General features: G+C 49.0%; 20 protein-coding genes. 8 read left to right on the top strand and 12 right to left on the bottom strand.

Annotated elements, in window-relative coordinates; genetic code table 11:
- Positions 1-3: 3 nt before the first annotated feature.
- Complete coding sequence (locus tag BST85_RS09345; RefSeq protein WP_104813006.1) at positions 4-1,164, top strand: DegT/DnrJ/EryC1/StrS family aminotransferase; 1,161 nt, start codon at positions 4-6, stop codon at positions 1,162-1,164.
- Complete coding sequence (gene galE / locus BST85_RS09340) at positions 1,161-2,186, top strand: UDP-glucose 4-epimerase GalE (protein WP_104813005.1); 1,026 nt, start codon at positions 1,161-1,163, stop codon at positions 2,184-2,186. Before BST85_RS09345 ends, galE begins: the two co-directional genes overlap by 4 nt.
- A 64-nt stretch (positions 2,187-2,250) precedes the next feature.
- Here galE and fabD read toward each other — a convergent pair whose 3' ends face one another.
- Genes fabD through BST85_RS09325 form a run of 3 tightly spaced genes read right to left on the bottom strand, consistent with a single transcriptional unit; the run spans position 2,251 to position 4,521 of the window.
- Entirely contained in the window at positions 2,251-3,132 is an 882-nt protein-coding gene (gene fabD, locus BST85_RS09335) for an ACP S-malonyltransferase (protein ID WP_104813004.1), read from the bottom strand.
- Positions 3,133-3,167: 35 nt separating this feature from the next.
- The gene (locus BST85_RS09330; protein ID WP_245917667.1) at positions 3,168-4,007 is read right to left on the bottom strand and encodes a fructosamine kinase family protein; all 840 of its coding nucleotides are present in this window, start codon (positions 4,005-4,007) and stop codon (positions 3,168-3,170) included.
- Between the two features lies 1 nt (position 4,008).
- Complete coding sequence (locus BST85_RS09325) at positions 4,009-4,521, bottom strand: dihydrofolate reductase (RefSeq protein WP_245917666.1); 513 nt, start codon at positions 4,519-4,521, stop codon at positions 4,009-4,011.
- Positions 4,522-4,566: 45 nt separating this feature from the next.
- Here BST85_RS09325 and BST85_RS09320 point away from each other — a divergent pair, with 45 nt between their 5' ends.
- Positions 4,567-5,655, top strand: a complete 1,089-nt coding sequence (locus tag BST85_RS09320) for an aminotransferase class V-fold PLP-dependent enzyme (RefSeq protein WP_104813002.1) — start codon at positions 4,567-4,569, stop codon at positions 5,653-5,655.
- On the opposite strand, the gene BST85_RS09315 is transcribed toward BST85_RS09320, so the two are convergent.
- The 5 genes from BST85_RS09315 to BST85_RS09295 are packed head-to-tail and all read right to left on the bottom strand — an operon-like array spanning position 5,652 to position 9,438.
- Positions 5,652-5,936 (bottom strand): DUF427 domain-containing protein, encoded by a 285-nt coding sequence (locus tag BST85_RS09315; RefSeq protein ID WP_104813001.1) that lies wholly within the window; start codon positions 5,934-5,936, stop codon positions 5,652-5,654. The two genes, BST85_RS09320 and BST85_RS09315, sit on opposite strands and share 4 nt — an antisense overlap.
- A gap of 19 nt (positions 5,937-5,955) precedes the next feature.
- Entirely contained in the window at positions 5,956-6,924 is a 969-nt protein-coding gene (locus BST85_RS09310) for an L-histidine N(alpha)-methyltransferase (RefSeq protein ID WP_104813000.1), read from the bottom strand.
- A gap of 13 nt (positions 6,925-6,937) precedes the next feature.
- Complete coding sequence (gene egtB / locus BST85_RS09305) at positions 6,938-8,101, bottom strand: ergothioneine biosynthesis protein EgtB (RefSeq protein WP_104812999.1); 1,164 nt, start codon at positions 8,099-8,101, stop codon at positions 6,938-6,940.
- A 59-nt stretch (positions 8,102-8,160) separates the two neighbouring features.
- Positions 8,161-8,595 (bottom strand): energy transducer TonB, encoded by a 435-nt coding sequence (locus BST85_RS09300; RefSeq protein WP_245917665.1) that lies wholly within the window; start codon positions 8,593-8,595, stop codon positions 8,161-8,163.
- Positions 8,596-8,613: 18 nt separating this feature from the next.
- Positions 8,614-9,438 (bottom strand): thymidylate synthase, encoded by an 825-nt coding sequence (locus BST85_RS09295; protein WP_104812997.1) that lies wholly within the window; start codon positions 9,436-9,438, stop codon positions 8,614-8,616.
- 133 nt (positions 9,439-9,571) lie between these two features.
- Here BST85_RS09295 and BST85_RS09290 point away from each other — a divergent pair, with 133 nt between their 5' ends.
- A complete protein-coding gene (locus BST85_RS09290) occupies positions 9,572-9,967 on the top strand; it encodes a thymidylate synthase (protein ID WP_104812996.1) in 396 nt (131 codons plus the stop codon).
- On the opposite strand, the gene BST85_RS09285 is transcribed toward BST85_RS09290, so the two are convergent.
- The 4 genes from BST85_RS09285 to BST85_RS09270 all read right to left on the bottom strand — a co-directional run bounded on the left by BST85_RS09285 (position 9,929) and on the right by BST85_RS09270 (position 14,052).
- The gene (locus tag BST85_RS09285; protein ID WP_245917664.1) at positions 9,929-11,599 is read right to left on the bottom strand and encodes a NupC/NupG family nucleoside CNT transporter; all 1,671 of its coding nucleotides are present in this window, start codon (positions 11,597-11,599) and stop codon (positions 9,929-9,931) included. The genes BST85_RS09290 and BST85_RS09285 overlap by 39 nt on opposite strands.
- A gap of 48 nt (positions 11,600-11,647) precedes the next feature.
- Entirely contained in the window at positions 11,648-12,265 is a 618-nt protein-coding gene (locus BST85_RS09280) for a bifunctional nuclease family protein (RefSeq protein ID WP_104812994.1), read from the bottom strand.
- 73 nt (positions 12,266-12,338) lie between these two features.
- Positions 12,339-13,301, bottom strand: coding sequence for an electron transfer flavoprotein subunit alpha/FixB family protein (locus tag BST85_RS09275; protein ID WP_104812993.1), 963 nt, complete (start codon positions 13,299-13,301; stop codon positions 12,339-12,341).
- A gap of 10 nt (positions 13,302-13,311) precedes the next feature.
- Positions 13,312-14,052, bottom strand: a complete 741-nt coding sequence (locus tag BST85_RS09270; RefSeq protein WP_104812992.1) for an electron transfer flavoprotein subunit beta/FixA family protein — start codon at positions 14,050-14,052, stop codon at positions 13,312-13,314.
- Positions 14,053-14,257: 205 nt separating this feature from the next.
- On the opposite strand from BST85_RS09270, the gene BST85_RS09265 reads away from it, so the two are divergent.
- From BST85_RS09265 to BST85_RS09250, 4 genes are all read left to right on the top strand, one after another.
- Positions 14,258-15,235, top strand: coding sequence for a pyruvate dehydrogenase complex E1 component subunit beta (locus BST85_RS09265; protein WP_104812991.1), 978 nt, complete (start codon positions 14,258-14,260; stop codon positions 15,233-15,235).
- 67 nt (positions 15,236-15,302) lie between these two features.
- Complete coding sequence (locus tag BST85_RS09260) at positions 15,303-17,792, top strand: DUF5686 and carboxypeptidase-like regulatory domain-containing protein (RefSeq protein ID WP_104812990.1); 2,490 nt, start codon at positions 15,303-15,305, stop codon at positions 17,790-17,792.
- Positions 17,793-17,891: 99 nt separating this feature from the next.
- Positions 17,892-18,419 carry an inorganic diphosphatase gene (locus BST85_RS09255; RefSeq protein WP_104812989.1) on the top strand — a complete coding sequence of 176 codons (528 nt, stop codon included), beginning with the start codon at positions 17,892-17,894 and terminating at the stop codon, positions 18,417-18,419.
- Between the two features lie 111 nt (positions 18,420-18,530).
- Positions 18,531-21,017: a sodium-translocating pyrophosphatase gene (locus BST85_RS09250; protein ID WP_104812988.1), complete on the top strand. Its 2,487-nt coding sequence runs from the start codon at positions 18,531-18,533 to the stop codon at positions 21,015-21,017.
- Positions 21,018-21,044 lie beyond the last annotated feature (27 nt).

The raw sequence follows: 21,044 nt of genomic DNA, 5'->3' as shown, positions 1-21,044 counted from the left end.
CCTATGAGAAAAATACAAATGGTCGACCTCCAAGGTCAGTACCAAGGAATCAAAGAACGGGTAGACCGTTCCATACGAGATGTTGTTGCTTCAGCGGCCTTTATCAACGGCCCGGAAGTACACGCTTTCCAAGCCGAATTAGAAAAATACCTGGGCGTCAAACACGTCATTCCGTGCGCCAACGGGACAGATGCCCTGCAGATTGCCATGATGGGGCTAGGTTTGAAACCCGGTGATGAGGTCATCACGGCAGATTTTACCTTTGCAGCCACCGTAGAAGTCATTGCCCTTTTAGGGCTGACGCCCGTTTTGGTAGATGTGGATCCGGTTAGTTTTAATATCGACTTGGATGCAGTCGAAAAAGCCATCACACCCAAGACCAAGGCCATTGTGCCGGTACATCTATTTGGCCTGGCGGCCGAGATGGATGCGCTCATGGATCTGGCCAAGCAGCACGATCTCTATGTGATCGAAGACAATGCCCAGGGGATAGGTGCTAGTTATACGCACAAAGATGGTAGCAAGTCCAAGACCGGAACCATTGGTCATGTGGCTTCCACTTCTTTCTTCCCTTCCAAGAATTTGGGTTGTTACGGTGATGGCGGTGCTATCTTTACTAACGATGACGAACTGGCCCACACCATACGCGGGATAGTAAATCACGGCATGTATAAGCGCTATCACCACGATGTGGTGGGAGTCAATTCCCGTTTGGACAGCATTCAGGCTACCGTACTGCGTGCTAAGTTGCCCAACTTGGATGGTTACAATGCGGCCAGGCAGACCGCGGCCCGAAAATATACTGCAGCATTCAAGGGAATAGAAAACATTATCACGCCAACGGGAAGCTGTGATGATTGTCCTTTCATCTGTGACACTTGCGATTGCCATGTCTTTCATCAGTACACGCTGCGAGTGGTCAATACAGACCGGGACGCCCTGGCAAAGCATCTGAACGAACAGGGAATCCCGTGTGGGGTTTATTATCCCATTCCCTTGCACAAGCAAAAGGCCTACGTGGATGAGCGCTATAACGAGGCCGACTTCCCGGTGACCAATCAATTGGTCAAGGAAGTGATCTCCCTACCCATGCATACCGAACTGGACGACGAGCAGATCAACTTTATCACCAACACGGTGATCCATTTCGTTCAAGGCTCATGAGTACTGTCCTAGTAACTGGTGGCTTGGGTTATATCGGGTCGCATACTGTTGTAGAATTGATCGAGGCAGGTCACCAAGTGATCGTCGTGGACGATCTTTCCAATGCCGATAAAGATGTTTTACAAGGTATCCAAGGGATCACTGGCACTGCTCCGGCCTTTGAGATGCTGGACCTACGGGATCGGTCTGGGGTCAAGGATCTTTTCAAACGACACCAGCAGATTGATGGAGTGATTCATTTTGCGGCTTCAAAGGCCGTGGGGGAGAGTGTGGAGAACCCTTTGCTCTACTACGAGAACAACATTAACAGCTTGGTTTATCTGTTGCAAAATTGCAACGAAAACGGAGTGAAGAACTTTATTTTTTCCTCCTCCTGTACGGTTTACGGGCAGCCTGAGCAGAACCCCATTACTGAAGATAGCCCGGTGCAGCCTGCAGTTTCTCCATATGGAAATACCAAACAGATCGGGGAGGAGATCCTTTACGATAGTTGTGGTGCTTATGGCCTGAAGTGCATTTCGCTGCGCTATTTCAATCCTATTGGTGCCCATGCTTCTGCCCAGATAGGAGAACTGCCCAAAGGTGTACCGGCCAACCTGGTGCCCTTTATCACTCAGACCGCTGCCGGTATCAGGGAGCAATTGGCCGTATTTGGTGACGATTATCCTACTGCAGATGGTAGCTGTATCCGGGATTATATTCATGTGGTCGATCTGGCCAAGGCCCATGTAGTTGCCTTGGAGCGACTATTTCAGGGGAATAATACGGATAAGTACGAGGTCTTTAATATCGGAACCGGACAGGGATCCTCGGTATTGGAGGTCATCAGGGCTTTTGAAAAGGTGAGCGGTAAGCCCCTGAATTATCAGGTGGTAGACCGCAGGCCAGGCGATGTGATCTCGGTCTATGCAGATACCACTAAGGCCAGGGAGGTCTTGGGGTGGCATGCCATTCACAGCCTGGAGGAGGCCCTGGACTCCGCCTGGCGCTGGGAACGGCGCATCAGAAATTTAGACCGATAATTGAATGCCTATAAAATAAAAAAAGCCCTCCGTTGGAGGGCTCTAAGTCTTTTCAAAGGTCGTCCTACAGGGCGGCCTTTGCTGTTCCCATTTGCCGGTCGACCTTCTTTACTAGGCCTTGCAGTACATTGCCGGGGCCTACTTCGATAAATTGAGTGGCTCCGTCTGCCATCATCTGTTTGATGCTCTGTGTCCATTTGACCGGGGCAGTGAGTTGGGCTACCAAATTAGTCTGAATCTCTGCCGGATCTGTCACGGCCGTAGTGCTCACATTCTGATAGATAGGACAGATTGGGTTAGCAAAATTAGTCTGATCAATAGCCTGAGCCAGTTCTTCCCTGGCGGGTTCCATGAGGGGAGAGTGAAAAGCACCACCCACAGGTAGCACCAATGCTCTGCGAGCGCCGGCCTCTTTCAGTGCCTCACAAGCTATATTGATGGCGTCAACCTCACCGGAGATCACCAATTGACCGGGGCAGTTGTAGTTTGCTGCGACCACGATTCCGTCGGTCTGGGCGCAAACTTCTTCTACCTGTCCGTCTTCCAATCCAAGTACGGCTGCCATGGTAGATGGCTGTAATTCGCAAGCCTTCTGCATGGCCTGGGCGCGTTGTGATACCAGTTTCAACCCATCTTCAAATTGCAAAGCCTGGTTGGCCACCAAGGCCGAAAATTCTCCAAGGGAGTGGCCGGCAACCATGTCCGGGCTAAACTCATCCCCCAGGACAGTGGCTAGGATTGTCGAATGCAAGAAGATGGCCGGTTGAGTGACCTTGGTCTGTTTGAGTTCGTCGGCGGATCCTTCGAACATGATACGGGTGATGTCGAAACCAAGTATTTCATTGGCCTGCTCGAACATGGCTTTGGCCTGGGAAGAAGCTTCGTACAAGTCTTGTCCCATCCCGCTGAATTGTGCCCCCTGTCCGGGGAAGACATATGCCTTCATAAACAAGTTATTTTGAGGGCAAAAGTACAGTTATTTTAACAATAGCGTTGTATGATTCGCCTCACGCCATCCAGGTAACCGCCCCCAAATAAATTCAGGTGAACCAGCAGATAATACAGCTGCCAGAGCTCTAATCTATCCCTCCAACCGGGTTGCAGAGGGAAAGCCTCGTGATAGGCTTCGAATAGGGTTGGGCTAAAGCCGCCAAACAAATACATCATACCCAGGTCCATCTCACGGGGGGCGTAGGCCACGGCCGGGTCGATTAGCACCGGGGAACCATCTGGACCAACCATGAAATTACCGCTCCAAAGATCCCCATGGATCAAAGCGGGTAATTCTTCCGGGATCAGCTCTGGTAAACGAACGGCTAGGGATTCGAATGCATGGAGAGCATAGCCTCGGTCTCTGGCCAGTTGGACCTGCGGTAACAACCGCTGATTTAAGTAAAACTCGACTGCGGATGCTTCTTGTCCGTTAGTCTGACGTAAACTCCCTATGTAGTTACCGTGGTCCAGTCCGAAATGATGCAGTGTTTCCTGGTGGATACGAGCTAGCCCATGACCGAAAGCTTCCCAAAATCCATGTTGGGGTTGCCCACTGTCTAAAAACTCGAGTAGGAGATAACTAAGATCTCCAAATTCATCACTGAGGATCACTTCTGGTATTCGAAGTGAGTCGGCTTTCGATAACAAATCTAGACCACGGGCTTCGGCTTGAAACATACCCGGATATTGGGAGGCGCTATTCAGTTTAATGACAAATGGCCCCTTGTCTGTATTTAGTTTGTAAACTCGGTTGATGTCGCCTCCTGAAAGTGTTTGTTGGCTTTGCAGATCAAAGCCGGCTTCCTTCATCAAGGCTCGCAATTCCATCCTATACTCGTTCGTAGGTCAGGTAGGTGAAGGCGTATTTGTGGCGGTCGTCCGTGGGGTGATGTTCTTCCCAAACCAATTTCCAGTCGTCGCTGATCTCCGGAAAGAACGCATCCGCTTCAAAACGGCCGTGAACCCGGGTCAGTTCGATCCGATCTGCCACGGCTAATCCCAGTTTGTAGATCTCACCTCCGCCAATGATAAAGGGCTGCTCGTCGTCCCCGCATTGAGCCAGGGCTGCCTCCAGGCTGGAAACTACAATGACGCCCTCTGCTTTATAATCTGGGTTGCGGGAAATAACCACATGGGTGCGGTTGGGAAGTAGTCTCGGAAAGGACTCAAAGGTCTTCCTTCCCATGATGATATGGTGCCCGGTGGTCAAGGTCTTGAAACGTTTGAAATCGTCTGGCAGGTGCCAGACCAGGTCGTTGTCCTTACCCAGTTCATTGCCCACTCCGGCTGCGGCTATCATGGTAATACAGGGTAGAATTTCGGGATGTGGGTTTGATGACATTGACTTACCTTTAGGGAACACAAAAATATCCAAAATCCGACCACCATGCCCAGCTTGCCCCAAAATATCTGCGATCAATTTCCGGCCACCCAGGGAAGGACCTATCTAAATACTGCATCTTGTGGGCTAATGCCGAGCTCCGTTGGCAATTGGCGGCGAGAACATGACCAGCGATTACTCCAGGAAGGAAGCTTATATCGTGATCTGCACAAGCCCCATATTGCCCAGATCAGGGAAACGGTAGCAGATTTTGTAGGGGCGGAAGATATGCGTGTTGCTTTGGTACCGAACTTTTCTTCAGGCTGGAACATCGTGCTGGATGGCCTGTATAAAAATTCCAAGGTAATCTACCTGAAGCACGATTATCCCTCCATCCGATGGCCATTGCACGAACGTCACTTCGAGTTGATTGAAGTGGACGGCGGCTTTGAGCCGGAACTCGCTTTAGAACAAGCCGTTATGGAACACAAACCGGATGTGCTGGTCTTGGGACTGGTACACTATGTGACTGGCCTGCGGATAGACCCGGATTTCCTGCCCCGATTAAAAGCCTATCATCCTGAACTGCTTATCCTGGCAGATGGGACCCAGTTCCTGGGAACAACAGATTTTCATTTTGACAACAGCGGTATCGATGTGCTGGGAGGGAGTGCCTACAAATGGTTGCTGGGAGGATATGGCTGCGGCTTTTATGCTATTAGCCGCGATGTGGAAGAGCGAATTCAACCCCCGACCATAGGGTATAATTCCGCCGATCTGACCCAGGGATCCCGGGAAGGGATCCCACTGATAGGACGGTTGGAACCGGGACATCAAGATCCACTTACCCTGGGGAGTATGCAATTGTCTATGAGCTGGCTGCAGCAACTGGGTATGGAAGCGGTAGAGGACTACTTGCAGGACCTATGCGGCAAAGCCAAAGCGGAATTTCTGGAAAGAGGCTGGGTAGAAGCTGAACTGATGGAACGGCAAGCGTTATCCACCATTTTTAACCTGAACCTGGGAGAAGATCATTTTTCCCGCCTAAAACAGGCTAATGTGATCTCCTCGCTGCGGGGTCAAGGAATTCGGGTAAGTTTCCACCTTTATAATGACGAGAACGACCTGGATAAGTTGATCCAAGTACTGGCTTAATTTTCAGTAACCTGAACCCCTTTCCAAAAGGCCACCCGGCCTTCGATAGGTTTGGCAGCATGGGAGGTCTCCGGGTAAAACCAGGCGGCATCTGCATTGGTCTGACCATCTACCTCCACGTTATAATAAGAAGCCAGTCCCTTCCAGGGGCAGGTCGTATGGGTAGTACTGTCTGAGAAGAATTCCTTTTTAATGGAATCTGCAGGGAAATAATGATTGTTTTCGATGACTACGGTGTCGTCGCTTTCTGCGATCACTTGTCCGTTCCAAATTGCTTTCATAGCGTTTCAATTTTTCTTTTTAGTGTCTTTTTTTGAACAGATAATTCTTGTAATAATTTCGGCTGTCCTTAAAGGTTGCTATCCGCTCAAGGCCGGCTTCCCCGGCAATCCAGTCTACCACCGTATCGGTGTATTTTTGGGAGATCTCGGTGTGGATGGTTTCCCACTGGTCAAATCGAATCTTCAAATCCAGGGCGCCGATATGTACCTCCATGGCCTCAGTGGCCAGCAGATAACTTTTTGCCGTGCCCGTTTCGGGGTCATAGACTTCCCAGTGTTTAAACTTATCTACAGCGAAGTTTCCACCTAATTCCCGGTTGATACGATGCAGTAGGTTTAGGTTAAAGGCTGCCGTTACGCCGGTCGGGTCGTTATAGGCATCCAGGACCACTTGGGGATCCTTGGTCTGGTCAAATCCCATAAAGAGTTGATCTTCAGGGTTCATGCTTTCCTGCATCCGACTTAGAAAGGCAATGGCCCTTTTGTGCAAAAGATTGCCGATGTTGGATCCCAGCATCATAATGACCTTCTTTCGTTTGTCAAAGGCCTTGAGTCGGTCCAGTACCTCGAAATATTCACCCACCTCCGGGTCGGTTTCAACCAAGGGAAGTTCTCCTTGCAAACTGGCCGACAGGTCGGCAATGGCATTGGAGCTGATGTCTACCGGTTTGTAAACAAAATCGTAGCCCATCTCTTGCATATGCTTGAGAAGTATCTTAGTTTTCTTGCCATCTCCGGCACCAAGTTCGATCAGGTCAAAACCCTGGCCATTTCCCTTGAAATGCGCCGTAATTTCGGCAGTTTGGGTCTGGAAGATCTCCAGTTCACAATTGGTCAGATAGTATTCCGGCAGATCCATGATCTGCTGAAATAGAGCATCGCCCTTTGCGTCGTATATATATTTGGAATAGAGGAACTTGGGAAAGGCCGTTAGCCCTTCCCGAACATCCTGTTCAAAATCCGTATCGGTGGTAGTTGAGGTATCCATACAGTCTTGGTCGTTAAGATCGGGCTAACCTTAACCCGGTGAATTGCCAGCGCAGTTCAGGCTGGAAGAAATTGCGATAGGTGTGGCGAGTGTGTACCGGGGAAGTGGCTACCGATCCTCCCCTGAGGACCTTCTGATTGACCATGAATTTCCCGTTGTATTCGCCAATGGCCCCAGCTGCTTTGGTATAACCGGGATAGGGGAGATAGGCACTTTCCGTCCACTCCCATCTCAGCCCCCAATTGAAATGTTTTTGAGAAACTTCCCATTCGAATTCGGTCGGCAAACGGCAGTCTTTCCATTGGGAATAGGCAAAGGCTTCGTAATAAGAGATATGAGCCAGAGGAGCCTCCGGGTCAATAGCTTCTAGTCCGCTGGTACTGTAGTAGTGCCAGCTGCCATCGATCTGGTGCCAATACATGGGGGCAGTAATTTGGTTTTCCTGTGCCCAGGTCCAACCATCGGCATGCCATAGGTTAAAGTCCTGGTAGCCACCGGCGGCGATGAACTCAATAAACTCCGCATTGGTGACCAATTTGTTGGAGATCTGAAAATCTCCCAGGTATACCTGGTGTTTTCCCAATTCGTTGTCGTAGCAGAAGTCAGTTCCGGCATGACCTATTTCGTATATCCCTGCAGGGATAGTGATCCAATCAGTCTGGTGACGTTCTATGGGGTGTTCTATCCAGTCGGTATTCAGGGCGGGTAAAAGCGGGTTGTTGCCCAGTATGTATTTTATGTCAGTCCTCAGGAGTTCCTGATGTTGTTTTTCGTGGTGGATACCAATCAGCAAGGTTTCCATCAAGGAATCCGGTACCCCTTGTTGTAGAAATTCCTTCATCTCTGCGGTTACGTAGTGGCGGTAGTCGAAGACCTGGGTCACTCCCGGACGGGAAAGATTGCCTCGATCTGACCGGATCACACGCTTGCCCACATTCTCGTAATAGCTGTTAAAGACAAAGGCAAAGTCCTGGTGGTATATACGGTAGCCTTGCTTATGCGGCTTCAGGATAAATTCTTCAAAGAACCAGGTAGTATGCCCCAGGTGCCATTTCGGGGGGGAGACATCGATTGTGGGTTGTACCACATAATCCTCGATCCCCAGGGGCTTACAAATATCTTCGGTCAACTGGCGGGTCTCGCTAAACAGCTGCACCAGGTTTTGGGTATGGATCATTGCTTCAGGGAAATAGCGTTTTCCCTAAAGATACAAATTCGTCTAAGTCTGCCGCTAAATTATTTACCCGTCTTGTAGGTAAAGGGTACGGTGTAGATGATCTTGTGGGGTTTGCCGTTGAGCATGCCCGGCTGTTCCATTTTAGGAATGGACAAGATGTTCTTTCTTGAAGCTTCCTGCAGGGATTTGGTTCCACCTTCAACGCTTTGAATCTCTGGTGTTCCGTCCTCTTTGATCCAAAACTCAACCGTGACTACGCCCTCCTCGTTATTCTTAAGGGCATCTTCAGGATACCGGAAGCGAGCAGATACGTGTTTGATCAGATTTTTGGTAAAGCAGGCATTGATGGCCTGAATATCTTCCTGTGGGCAACCGGGCCAGACCGGAGGAACTTCTCGCATGGTCACTGTATTTCCGGATACATTCCCGGATTTCTGGGCCATCATGGTGCATCCGGCAAAAAGGCACAGGATAAGAAGAATGCGCTTGATCATAAGTAGATATTTTGGGTTTTATACAGCTACAACCCCTTTGATGTGCGGGTGAGGATCGTAATTCAATAGGGTGAAATCCTCAAAGCTGAAATCAAATATATCTTTAATTTCCGGATTTAGCACCATGGTTGGCAGTGGTCGTATATCCCGACTCATCTGAAGTTCAAGTTGTTCCAGGTGGTTGTTGTAGATATGAACATCACCAAAGGTGTGAATAAAATCCCCGGCTTCATAACCGCAGGCCTGTGCCATCATCATGGTGAAGAGGGCATATGAGGCTATGTTGAAAGGAACTCCCAGAAAAAGGTCGGCGGATCGTTGATACAACTGACAGGATAATTTCCCATCGGCTACATAGAATTGGAAGAAGGCATGGCAGGGAGGCAAGGCAGCCTTGCCATTGGCCACATTTTCGCTGAAAGAAACGGAGGTGTCTGGAAGCACACTGGGGTTCCAGGCGCTTACCAGCATCCGGCGACTGTCCGGATTGGTCTTCAAGGTTTGAATCACTTGTTCGATCTGGTCGATCTCTTCACTGTTCCAGTTTCTCCATTGATGGCCGTAAACTGGGCCCAGGTCTCCGTTCTCATCGGCCCATTCATTCCAGATCCGTACACCGTTCTCCTGCAGGTAGGCTACATTGGTATCTCCCTTCAGGAACCACAGCAATTCGTGGATGATACTTTTAAGATGCAGTTTTTTGGTGGTGACCATGGGAAAGCCCTCGCTGAGGTCGAAGCGCATCTGGTAGCCAAAGACACTGATGGTGCCTGTTCCGGTGCGGTCCTGCTTTTTGTTTCCGTTTTCTAAAATGTGTTTGACCAGGTCGTGATACTGCTTCATACTTACTTCAAATTCTTGGTTAAATGTAACAAAAAGAGGGTCTTAAATCGGGCCTTTTTTGTTGCCTTTTTTCAGTAGTTATTAACGGCTTCATTGCTAGAAAATTTTTATTTTTCTGAAAAATTTCTATCCCATGAGCAAGCAGATCGCCATTCCGTTTGGCATCCTTGATTTTTATGACACCTACGTCACTTTCCTGGTTTCCTGCGAGCGTATTACCAAGGAAATTGCCAAGGAAATACTCAACCATACCGATGAGTACTTTGAAGGCAATCCCTATGTCTTTATCTCTAACCGGGTATTTTCTTCGCGGGTGGACCCGGCTGCTTATTCGGTGGTGGATAGCAGTAAATTGATCGGGATAGCAATTGTTTCAGAGAGTGAACAAACGGTTTTGGAAGCAAGGCGGGAGGAACCGCTTTATGACGGTCAGTTTCAAGTCTTCAGAAATTTAGAAAAGGCCAAGGTCTGGGCCGAGGAGATCATGACATCATCCGATGATCATCCCCACGATAGTAGCGGTCAGTAGGGCCGCCGCAGTTCCACCGATCAGTGCTTTAAAACCAAAGCGGGCCAGGTTGGTCCGCTGACTAGGTGCTAAAACACCTATACCGCCTATTTGTATCCCGATGGAGGCAAAGTTGGCAAAACCACAAAGGGCATAGGTCGCAATGACCACAGACCGATAATTGGTCAACACCCCAGATTGTTTCAACTCACTTAGGGTCGCGTAGGCATAGAATTCGTTCAAGATGGTCTTTTCGCCCAGTAACTGACCTACTGTGGTTATGTCTTCTGCTGGGACACCGATCAACCAGGCAATAGGGGCAAAGAGATTGCCCAATAGATATTGCATGGAGAGCCCGGAATATCGGCCATCCGTATTTTCTGCTATGATGGCGTTTAGTCCGGTCAGATTTCCGATCCCATCCTCGGTGATCCAGTTTAGCACAGCCATGATGGCCGTAAACACCAGCAGCATGGCCCCCACATTCACAGCCAGTTTCAGACCGTCAGTAGTTCCGCGAGACAAGGCATCCAAGAGATTAGAGCCGACTTGCTCTTTGGAGATGTCCAGTTTCTTGTTTACCTCTTCGGTTTCCGGGTAAAGCATTTTGGCCATGATGATGGCGGCTGGTGCAGACATGATGGAAGCCGTAAGCAGATGCTTGGCGAATAATACTTTTTCTACATCGCTGTCTCCTCCTAAAAAGGCGATAAAAGCTGCCAAAACACTTCCGGCTATGGTGGCCATCCCACCGACCATTAAACAGAGGATCTCGGAGCGGGTCATCGATTCCAGGTAGGGTTTAACAACAAGTGGTGCCTCGGTCTGCCCGATAAAGATATTGGCTGCGGCTGCCAGACTTTCGGCTCCAGATAGTCCCATGGTCTTGCTCATGACCCAGGCAAAGGCTTTGACCACTACTTGAAGGATTCCCAAATAATACATCAGGGCAGTAAAGGCCGAAAAGAAGACGATGGTGGGTAAGACCCGGAAGGCAAAGATGTATCCGAACGTATCTTCATTGGTTACCAAGCCTCCAAACAAGAACTCCGCTCCCTCCTCACTGAAATTGAGGAATTTGACGATCTTATCGCTCAGCCAGTCGAAGGCATCGGAAACCACATCGACCTGCAATACTAGTACAGCAAATGCAAGTTGGAGGGATAAGCCTGTGAGGACCAGCTTCCAGTTGATGGCTCTTCTGTTGCTGCTCAATAGGTAGGCCACTAATAAAAGGAAGACCATCCCGATCAGTCCCCGGCCAATACTTTCCAGGCTGATGCTCATCTTTTTTCGTTCGGCCGTGGTCGATGAGAGTTCGGTTTGTTCAGAAACTTTTGGCCCTGCCCGGCTGAAGTGATAGCTGACAGCTCCTTCTGTAAAGACCAGTTGAGTCTCCGTTAAGGTCTTCACCCGATATCTTCGGATGGTATCCGTAGGGCTGTTGTAGAAGAATACCAACAGCGGGTGCTGATAAACGTAATCACCACTGGCGTTTTCGATATTCTTGGCCAGAAGGGAATAGGAAAATAAACCACTTTCCAGCTCTAATTTGTCAACAGCTTGGTCGATGGCAAATAAAGAGTCGTTGTTGGGAGTGGAAATACGTTGGAAACTCCATTGGTGCTCCAGGTTTTGTCCCTGTGAGAACATGCAGATTAACCCGAAAAGGAGCGCAAGCGATAAACGCATATGGTCAGGCTATTCCCGTTTGGAGATTTCGTCTCGTATCCTGGCAGCCCGTTCGTAGTCCTCACCCTTTACTGCAGCAGCCAATTCATCCCTCAGTTCTTCTATGCTTAGGTCGCTGAAGTCTTCAGTGACCTGAACAGCACTTTCTTCGCCAGAGATCAATTCCTCCAGTACCAGCTCTTCATCCTTGGAGAGTTCCTTTTGTGGCTCGGCGGTCTTCAAGTAAATACCCGCCTTGTCCAGGATATTCTTATAGGTGAAGATGGGAGCCTTAAAACGCAAGGCCAGGGCAATGGCATCACTGGTACGGGCATCGATGATCTCTTCGATCTTATCCCGTTCGCAAATGATACTGGAATAGAATACCCCATCAACCAGCTTGTGGATGATCACCTGTTTGACCACGATCTCGAAGCGGTCCGCAAAGTTCTTAAAAAGGTCGTGGGTAAGTGGTCTTGGTGGTTTGATCTCCTTTTCCAGGGCAATCGCAATAGACTGAGCTTCGAACGCTCCAATGACTATGGGCAATTTACGCTCACCGTCCACTTCGCTAAGGATAAGGGCATAGGCGCCATTTTGCGTCTGACTGTAGGAGATCCCTTTGATATTTAACCGGACCAGGCTCATAAGCTAAAAAAGCTGCTTAAAAAGGGGAATCCATTTTAAGCAGCCCTTGTGTTAAAGCAAAGTAATGAAATTTTTACGCGTTTTGCGCCTTGAATTCCTTTAATTTTTCGGTCAAAGCAGGCACCACTTCAAAGGCGTCGCCAACGATACCGTAGTCCGCTGCCTTAAAGAAGGGAGCTTCCGGATCATTGTTAATGACCACCTTCACCTTGGAGGAATTAATTCCCGCCAGGTGCTGAATGGCACCGGAAATTCCAACAGCGATATAAAGTGTAGAGGCTACCGGTTTTCCGGTCTGACCCACGTGCTCGCTATGTGGTCTCCACCCCATGTCGCTGACCGGTTTGGAACAGGCTGTCGCTGCTCCGAGAGTTTCGGCCAGGTCTTCGATAAGCCCCCAATTCTCGGGTCCTTTCAGTCCACGACCACCGGAAACCACAACCTCGGCATCGGCTATGGTCACCTTATCGGTGCTTTTGTCGACTGAAACCACTTCTACACTGCTACCGGCTAGCTCCGGGCTAAAGGATTCAGGGTTGCAAGTTGTAGCAGCCTCGTGCAAACCATAGGCGTTTTTAGAAAGACCCACCAGTTTTACCGGAGTTGAGATCTCACTAAGTGCAAAGGCTTTGTTGGTGAAGACACTGCTTTTTACCTGGAAAGGCGCTGCGCTCTGTGGCAGGGCAACAGCGTTTGGTATGTATCCGGCTTTCAATTCGATGGCCAGGGCCGGCGCAAGGAATTTACTGTTTGCGGTTGAGGTGATCACTACGACATCAGCTCCCTCGGCTTTGGCCGCTTGGGCAATCACGCTTGCGTAGGTGTCAGCCTGGAATTTGTCCAAACTGCCGTCTTCAACTTGTAATAGTTTGGAGGCACCGTAGGTACCCAGGTCGGAGGCATCTCCTCCGTTGATGGAAAGGGCCGTTACCTGGCTACCCATCATATCGGCTATTCCCTTGGCGTAAGAAACCGCTTCCAGGGCTGCCTTTTTAAATTTTCCTTGTTCAGATTCTGTATATACGAGTACGGACATGATGCTTCTTTTAGATGACTTTGGCTTCGTTGTGCAGAAGGTCGATCAGGGACTGAACGTCGTCCACCAATTTCACTGCTCCTTTGGGTGCAGGCTTCTCAAACTGCTTGACCTGGGTCTCGGCAGTTGCCTCAACCGGCTCTTTTACGTGAAGTGGTTTTGAACGGGCCTGCATGATCCCTCTCATATTAGGGATACGGAGATCACTCTCTTCCACCAGGCCTTTTTGTCCACCTATTACCAGCGGCAGGCTAGTGCTGAGGGTCTCTTTTCCACCATCGATTTCGCGAATGGCAGTCGCATTTTGCCCATCGATCTCCAGGCTGATACACGTATTTACGAAATTGGCCCCACACAGTTTGGCTAACATCCCGGCAACCATTCCTCCGTTGTAGTCGATGGACTCGCGACCGGCAATCACCAGGTCGTATCCACCTTCACTGACTACGGCAGCCAATTGCTTGGCTACACTAAAGCCGTCTGTAGGATTCATGTTCACTCGGATGGCCTCATCGGCACCAATTGCTAAAGCTTTTCTCAAGGTAGGCTCGGTCTCGGCTCCACCAACATTGACAACATGCACAGAAGCACCTTGCTTCTCTTTGAACCACATAGCCCGGGTCAAACCGAACTCGTCGTTCGGGTTGATCACAAATTGCACCCCATTGGTGTCAAATTGCGTATCGGCATCGGTAAAATTGATCCGGGAAGTCGTGTCCGGAACGTGGCTGATGCACACAAGTATTTTCATTAGGAAGTAATTTTTTGGAGTTTCATTTATCGGGTGACGAAGATACGATAATCCCCATTAAAATCCTATGCATGCATAATAAATTTTTAATTTTTCATTTATCTAAAAGCAAGGTCTGCACAGAACTAGAAATAGTGTTATTTTTGCCTTTCCCGTCGGGCTCAAATGCCCAGTAATCAGGGATTAATTTTGGATTGAAATACCTATGAAGACCTTACAATTCAGAGAGGCAGTAGCCGAGGCCATGAGCGAAGAAATGCGACGCGACGATACCATCTATCTGATGGGAGAAGAAGTGGCGGAATACAATGGTGCCTACAAGGCCAGTAAAGGCATGCTGGACGAGTTCGGAGAAAAGCGGGTGATCGATACCCCGATCTCCGAGTTAGGATTTGCCGGAGTGGCCGTTGGTAGTGCCATGAATGGCAACAGGCCGATAGTCGAGTTCATGACCTTTAACTTTTCCCTGGTAGGGATAGACCAGATCATCAATAACGCGGCTAAGATCCGCCAGATGAGTGGTGGTCAGATGAATTGTCCCATCGTCTTCAGGGGTCCGACGGCTTCTGCCGGACAGCTGGCAGCTACCCACTCCCAAGCATTTGAGAGTTGGTATGCCAATTGCCCTGGATTGAAAGTTGTTGTTCCTTCCAATCCGGCCGATGCAAAAGGCTTATTGAAAAGTGCCATCCGCGATGACGATCCAGTCATCTTTATGGAGAGTGAACAAATGTATGGTGACAAGGGAGAGGTGCCCGAGGGCGAATACCTGATCCCACTTGGTGTGGCCGATATCAAACGCAGTGGTAACGATGTGACCATCGTTTCCTTCGGGAAGATCATTAAGGAGGCTTATGCGGCCGCCGAGAAACTGGCCGAAGAAGGAATCCAATGCGAGATCATCGATCTGAGGACCGTAAGGCCCATGGATCACAAGACCATACTGGACTCGGTCAAAAAGACCAACCGTTTGGTGATACTGGAAGAAGCCTGGCCATTTGGGAATGTGGCAACCGAGATCACCTACCAGGTCCAGGCCCAGGCATTCGATTACCTGGATGCTCCGATCGTCAAGATCAACACGGCCGACACCCCGGCGCCTTATTCGCCGGTATTGCTCCAAGAGTGGCTTCCCAACAGTGAGGATGTCATCAAGGCCGTGCACAAGGTGATGTACGCCTAAGGGCCACATCTGGAACACTTTTTGTTCCGTTTATCCGTTAGAACATATCGGAGCACTCAATTTGGCTATGAGGCAAACTTTACTCTTTATTGCATTTCTCTTTACCTCCTTATTGTGGTCGCAGACCAAGGTAAGTGGCACCGTCATTGACGAATACGACGAACCCGTGGCCTTTGCCAATGTGATCTTTAAGGATTCCAATGAGGGGACCATTACCGACGAGAATGGTCGGTTCTACCTGGAAAGTGACGATAGTTACGAAGCCATCTGGGTGTCTTTTGTGGGTTATGAGCTCAACATAGTCGAACTGGACCGTCGTACCACCTATGAATTGGTGGTCACTCTGAAAGAAGAGGCCGCAGCCCTGGACCAGGTCGTAGTCTATAGCGGTAAAACCTCCAAAAAAGACAACCCGGCCCTGGATATACTGCGTAAGATCTGGGAAAACAAAAGGGAGAATGGGGTCAGGCAATTCAAACAATACAGCTACGACAAATACGAAAAACTGGAATTCGACCTGAATACCATTGATTCTGCCCTAGTACAGAGTAAGATCTTCAGGGGGATGGAATTCATCTTTGAGCAGGTGGACACTTCCAATGTGACGGGGAACACTTACCTGCCGATCTTTGTGAACGAGGAAATTTCCAAGGTCTACGGGGATAATATTCTGGGCAAGGAAAAGGAAATACTGGAAGGGAATAAGAACTCCGGATTTGAGAACAATCAAAGTATTATTGCTTTTACCCAGGACCTCTACAGTGATTACAATGTTTATGACAATTACCTGAAATTCTTCAATAAGGCCTTTACTTCACCCCTATCGACTACCGGGATAGATGTCTATAATTATGTATTGCTAGACAGTGCCTATCGCGATAACAAATGGTGCTACAATATTGTGTACTATCCCAGGCGAAAAAACGAACTGACCTTTAAGGGTGACTTTTGGGTGAACGATTCCACCTGGGCCATCAAGGAGATCAACCTGCAGGCCTCTAAAAGTGCCAACCTAAACTGGGTGCGGGAGGTCTATATCGAGCAGGAATTCGATGTGCTGAACGATTCCATCTTCCTGATCACTAAAGACTATTTCCTGTCCGATTTCAGTCTCCGGAAAAAGGAGGGCGCCAGGGGTGTTTATGGAAAAAGGACCACTTTCTACAATAATTATGTCTTTGATGAACCCAAGGACAAGGCATTTTACAAGGAACAGATCGATCCCTATCAATACGAGATCTACAATAGACCGGACAGTTTTTGGGAAGAGAAACGGGTAGAGCCCCTGAGTAAAGATGAAAAGGGGGTTTACAAGATGCTGGATACACTGAAAACCGTTCCAAGATTCAAGGCGCTTTATGATGTAGGCGCTACCCTGGCATCGGGTTATTACGAATTCAAGAATTTTGACTACGGGCCCATCTTCTCCACCTTCGGATATAATGAGGCTGAAGGAATCCGGGTACGGGCAGGAGGACGAACCTACTTTGGACAAAATGACCTCTGGCGCCTGGAAGGTTATGTGGCCTACGGTTTTAGAGACAACAAATTCAAGTACGGGATATCGGGCAAGTGGCTGGTGGACAGGGAATCCAGGTTAATTCTCTTTGGGGGTAACCGAAGGGATGTAGAACAGACTGGGGCAAGGCTTACGGCAACAACCGATGTCCTTGGAAGGAGTTTGGCTTCTTCTGCCCTGATCACTGTAGGTGCCAACGACCAGCTAACCAATCTCAATCTGACCACGGTTGGTTTTGAGTTGGAGCCTGTGAAAAATTTTACAACCCGTTTTAGAGTAACCTACAGGACCCTGAGATCTGCAACAGATGCTTTCAGCCTGAGTTGGCTGGACGAGGATGGGCAGGTACAGAATGAGATCAAACAACCAGCTCTGGAGGTCATTCTCGGTTTTACCCCAGGGAGGCGAACCATAGGCTATGGGGTAGAACGAAAAGTTATCAACGAAGAAAAATTTCCCGTCTTTTTTCTGGGTTATGGAGTCGGTCTCAAAGATTTCCTGGGTGGGGATTTCGATTATCAGAAGGTACAGGGACTATACACCCAACCCTGGAATATTGGTGGCTTTGGTAGGGCATGGACCACCTTGGAGGCCGGAAAGATCTTCGGGGATGTGCCTTTGGGGCTACTGAGCCCTATTCCGGGTAACCAAACCTTGTGGAGTATTTACAATACATTCAATCAGCTGGATTTCTACGAATTTGTGAGTGATACCTATGTCTCCTTCCACCTGCAGCACAATTTTGGAGGCCGCATATTTTCGCGGATTCCTGGAATACGCAAATTAAACCTGCGTGAAGTGGTTGGATTCCGGGCTGTTTACGGTTCTATTTCGGATGCCAATGTGGCCCTGAATGTGGATAGGCAGGGAAATCCTATCATCTACCAGGCACCGGAAGATGTCTATTGGGAATGGAGTGTTGGAGTAGGTAATATCTTTAAGGTGTTTCGCATCGACTTCAATTTTCGCGGAAATTATCTGGACAACCCCGGTGCCCGTCAATTTGGGGTCACCGGAACCTTTGGATTCTCCTTTTAATTTTACCTTTCTTTAACCTTCATTTTCAAGGTTCAAGCATTTTGAATTTGTACCTTTGCCGCACCAAAATCGGGAGTGATCCCGGCTAAATAATAACCTATGACCGCTGAAAAGGTAAACACCTTCGATGTATTGATCGAGATCCCAAAAGGGAGCCGAAATAAATATGAATACGACTTCCGCTTGAAGAAGATCCGGTATGACCGGATGATCTTCTCTTCCATGATGTATCCCGCCGATTACGGCTTTATCCCAGAGACCCTTGCTTTGGATGGGGATCCGCTGGATGTGTTGGTATTGGTTACCGAGCCTACCTTCCCCGGTTGTGTGATCGAAGTAAAGCCAATTGGTGTCTTTCATATGACGGACGAGAAAGGGCCGGACGAGAAAGTGATCTGTGTTCCTATAAGCGATCCCATTGCCAGTAAGGTGAATGATCTGTCCGAGTTGAATCCGCACCTCAAGGCCGAGATCGAGCACTTTTTCCAGGTATACAAAGACCTGGAAGAAAAGAAGGTCGATGTTGGCGGCTGGGGAGACGTGACCGAAGCCCGCGATATCGTGGCCAAATGTATTGACCGTTTCCGCGCCAGCGATGTGCCGGTAAACGATGTAAGTATCAGGTAGACAGATATATAAGTTAAAATCGACTGAAAGCAGCAACCCTTGGATTGCTGCTTTTTAGTTTAGGTCGATTTTGTTACTTTTGCGAAACTTTAACAAAACCTATTTGAATTTATGGAACAGAACATGATTTATGTGCCGATCGCCTTGGCTATCCTGGGCTTGATCTTTATGGTGATCAAGATGGGATGGGTCAAGAAGCAACCTGCTGGTAGCGAAAAGATGCAATCTATTTCCAAGAGTATCAAGGAAGGGGCCTTGGCATTTCTTAGTGCCGAGTACCGATTGCTGCTGATCTTCGCTGTGATTGCTGCGGTCTTACTATACATTGTATCTACCCAGGTAGAATCGACCAGTTGGTTGATCGTGCCGGCTTTCTTCTGTGGAGCCATCTTCTCTGCCCTGGCAGGGAATATCGGGATGCGTGTCGCTACTGAGGCCAACGCCCGAACTGCAGAAGCCGCCAAAACCAGTTTGCCACAAGCCTTGAAAGTTTCCTTCGGAGGAGGAACTGTAATGGGGCTGGGTGTAGCCGGGTTGGCCGTGCTGGGTCTGAGTCTGTTCTTCCTGTTGTTTACCGGGATGTTCCTGGGCGATGAAGGAGGGTTCTATAAAAATATGACCATCGTTCTGGAGGCCCTAGCCGGGTTCTCATTGGGAGCTGAGAGTATCGCACTCTTTGCCCGTGTAGGAGGTGGAATCTACACCAAGGCCGCCGATGTAGGAGCTGACCTTGTTGGTAAGGTAGAGGCTGGAATTCCGGAGGACGATCCGCGTAACCCAGCTACCATTGCCGACAACGTTGGTGACAACGTAGGAGATGTTGCCGGTATGGGGGCTGACCTGTTCGGTTCTTATGTGGCAACTGTTCTTGCAGCCATGGTATTGGGTAACTATGTGATCCGTGATATGTCTACCAGTGAGCCATACACTGATGCATTCAACAATATGGGGCCAATTCTGCTTCCTCTGGTAATCGCAGGGGTTGGTGTACTAGCCTCTATTATCGGGACCTTCCTGGTGAAGATCAAGAACAACGAGGCTAAAGAGCCTCAGGTTCAAAAAGCACTGGATCTGGGTAACTGGACTGCCATCGTTCTGACCTTGGTAGCAAGCTGGTTCCTGATCGACTATATGCTGCCGGAGACCATGACCATGAACTTCTTTGGGGAAGGTATGAAAGACATACCCTCTCGTCACGTATTCTATGCGTGTATGATCGGTTTGGCGGTAGGAGCTCTTATCTCTTATGTTACGGCGCACTATACCAGTTTAGGTAAAAAGCCAGTTCTGGACATTGTGAAGAATTCTTCGACCGGAGCTGCTACCAACATCATTGCCGGTCTGGCCGTAGGGATGAAGTCTACCTTCTTCTCTGTACTGCTTTTCGCTGCTGCTATCTATGGTTCTTACGAACTAGCCGGGTTCTACGGGGTTGCACTAGCTGCCTCTGCCATGATGGCCACCACGGCCATGCAGTTGGCTATCGACGCATTTGGACCTATCGCGGATAACGCCGGTGGTGTTGCCGAAATGTCCGAGTTGGAAGACCACGTACGTGAACGTACTGACATACTGGATTCAGTTGGAAATACAACTGCTGCTGTTGGTAAAGGATTCGCGATCGCCTCTGCTGCCCTAACAGCCTTAGCCCTGTTTGCTGCCTATGTGACCTTTACGGGAATCGATGGGATCAACATCTTTAAGGCGGATGTTCTTGCTGCCTTGTTCGTAGGAGGAATGATCCCAGTGATCTTCTCGGCTCTTGCCATGCAAAGTGTAGGTAAGGCCGCCATGGAAATGGTACAGGAAGTGCGTCGTCAGTTCCGTGAGATCCCCGGGATCATGGAAGGAAAGGCCACTCCAGAGTATGCCAAGTGTGTGGATATCTCGACCAGAGCTGCACTGAAGGAAATGCTTCTTCCTGGTCTGATCACCATTATAACCCCAATTATCATCGGATTGGCATTCGGTGCCGAGCCTCTTGGAGGCTATATGGCAGGAGTTTGTGTGAGCGGTGTGATGTGGGCCATCTTCCAGAACAATGCTGGAGGAGCCTGGGACAACGCTAAGAAATCTTTCGAAGCCGGTGTAGAGATCAATGGTGAGATGACCTATAAGGGAAGTGATGCCCACAAGGCGGCTGTAACCGGAGATACTGTTGGAGATCCATTTAAGGATACTTCCGGACCTTCCATGAACATCCTGATCAAACTGACTTGTCTGGTAGGATTGGTAATGGCTCCGCTATTAGGAGGTCACGGATCTGAAACAGCCCTGGCAGAAGGAGAGCAAATGATCTTTGTTTCTGAAGATGGGACTACAACTGTACTAGCAGATAAGCAGGCTGTGAAGGACATCTCTAAAGAAGTGCAAGTTGAAATGTCTGTCGAAGATGATGGTACCCATACCGCTGTGGTTACTGTGACTACTACAGAGAATGGCGAAGAGAGCACTGAGACAAGAACCTTTACCGGAGCTACCGCAGAAGATGTGAAAGCCCAGGTAGAAGCCTTTAGAGGTGCTGATGTTCGTGTAAAAGGGGATGTGATCGAAGTGATCGAAGAGATCGAAGAAGACATAGAGGAAGAACAGCAATAGTTCTTTCTCCCAGAGCATAGAAAGACA

Source organism: Aureitalea marina (assembly GCF_002943755.1).
In the GTDB taxonomy this organism is placed as follows: Bacteria; Bacteroidota; Bacteroidia; order Flavobacteriales; family Flavobacteriaceae; genus Aureitalea; species Aureitalea marina.
The sequence above is the reverse complement of the archived record's forward strand: the minus strand, read 5'-3'. Positions and strand labels throughout refer to the sequence as shown.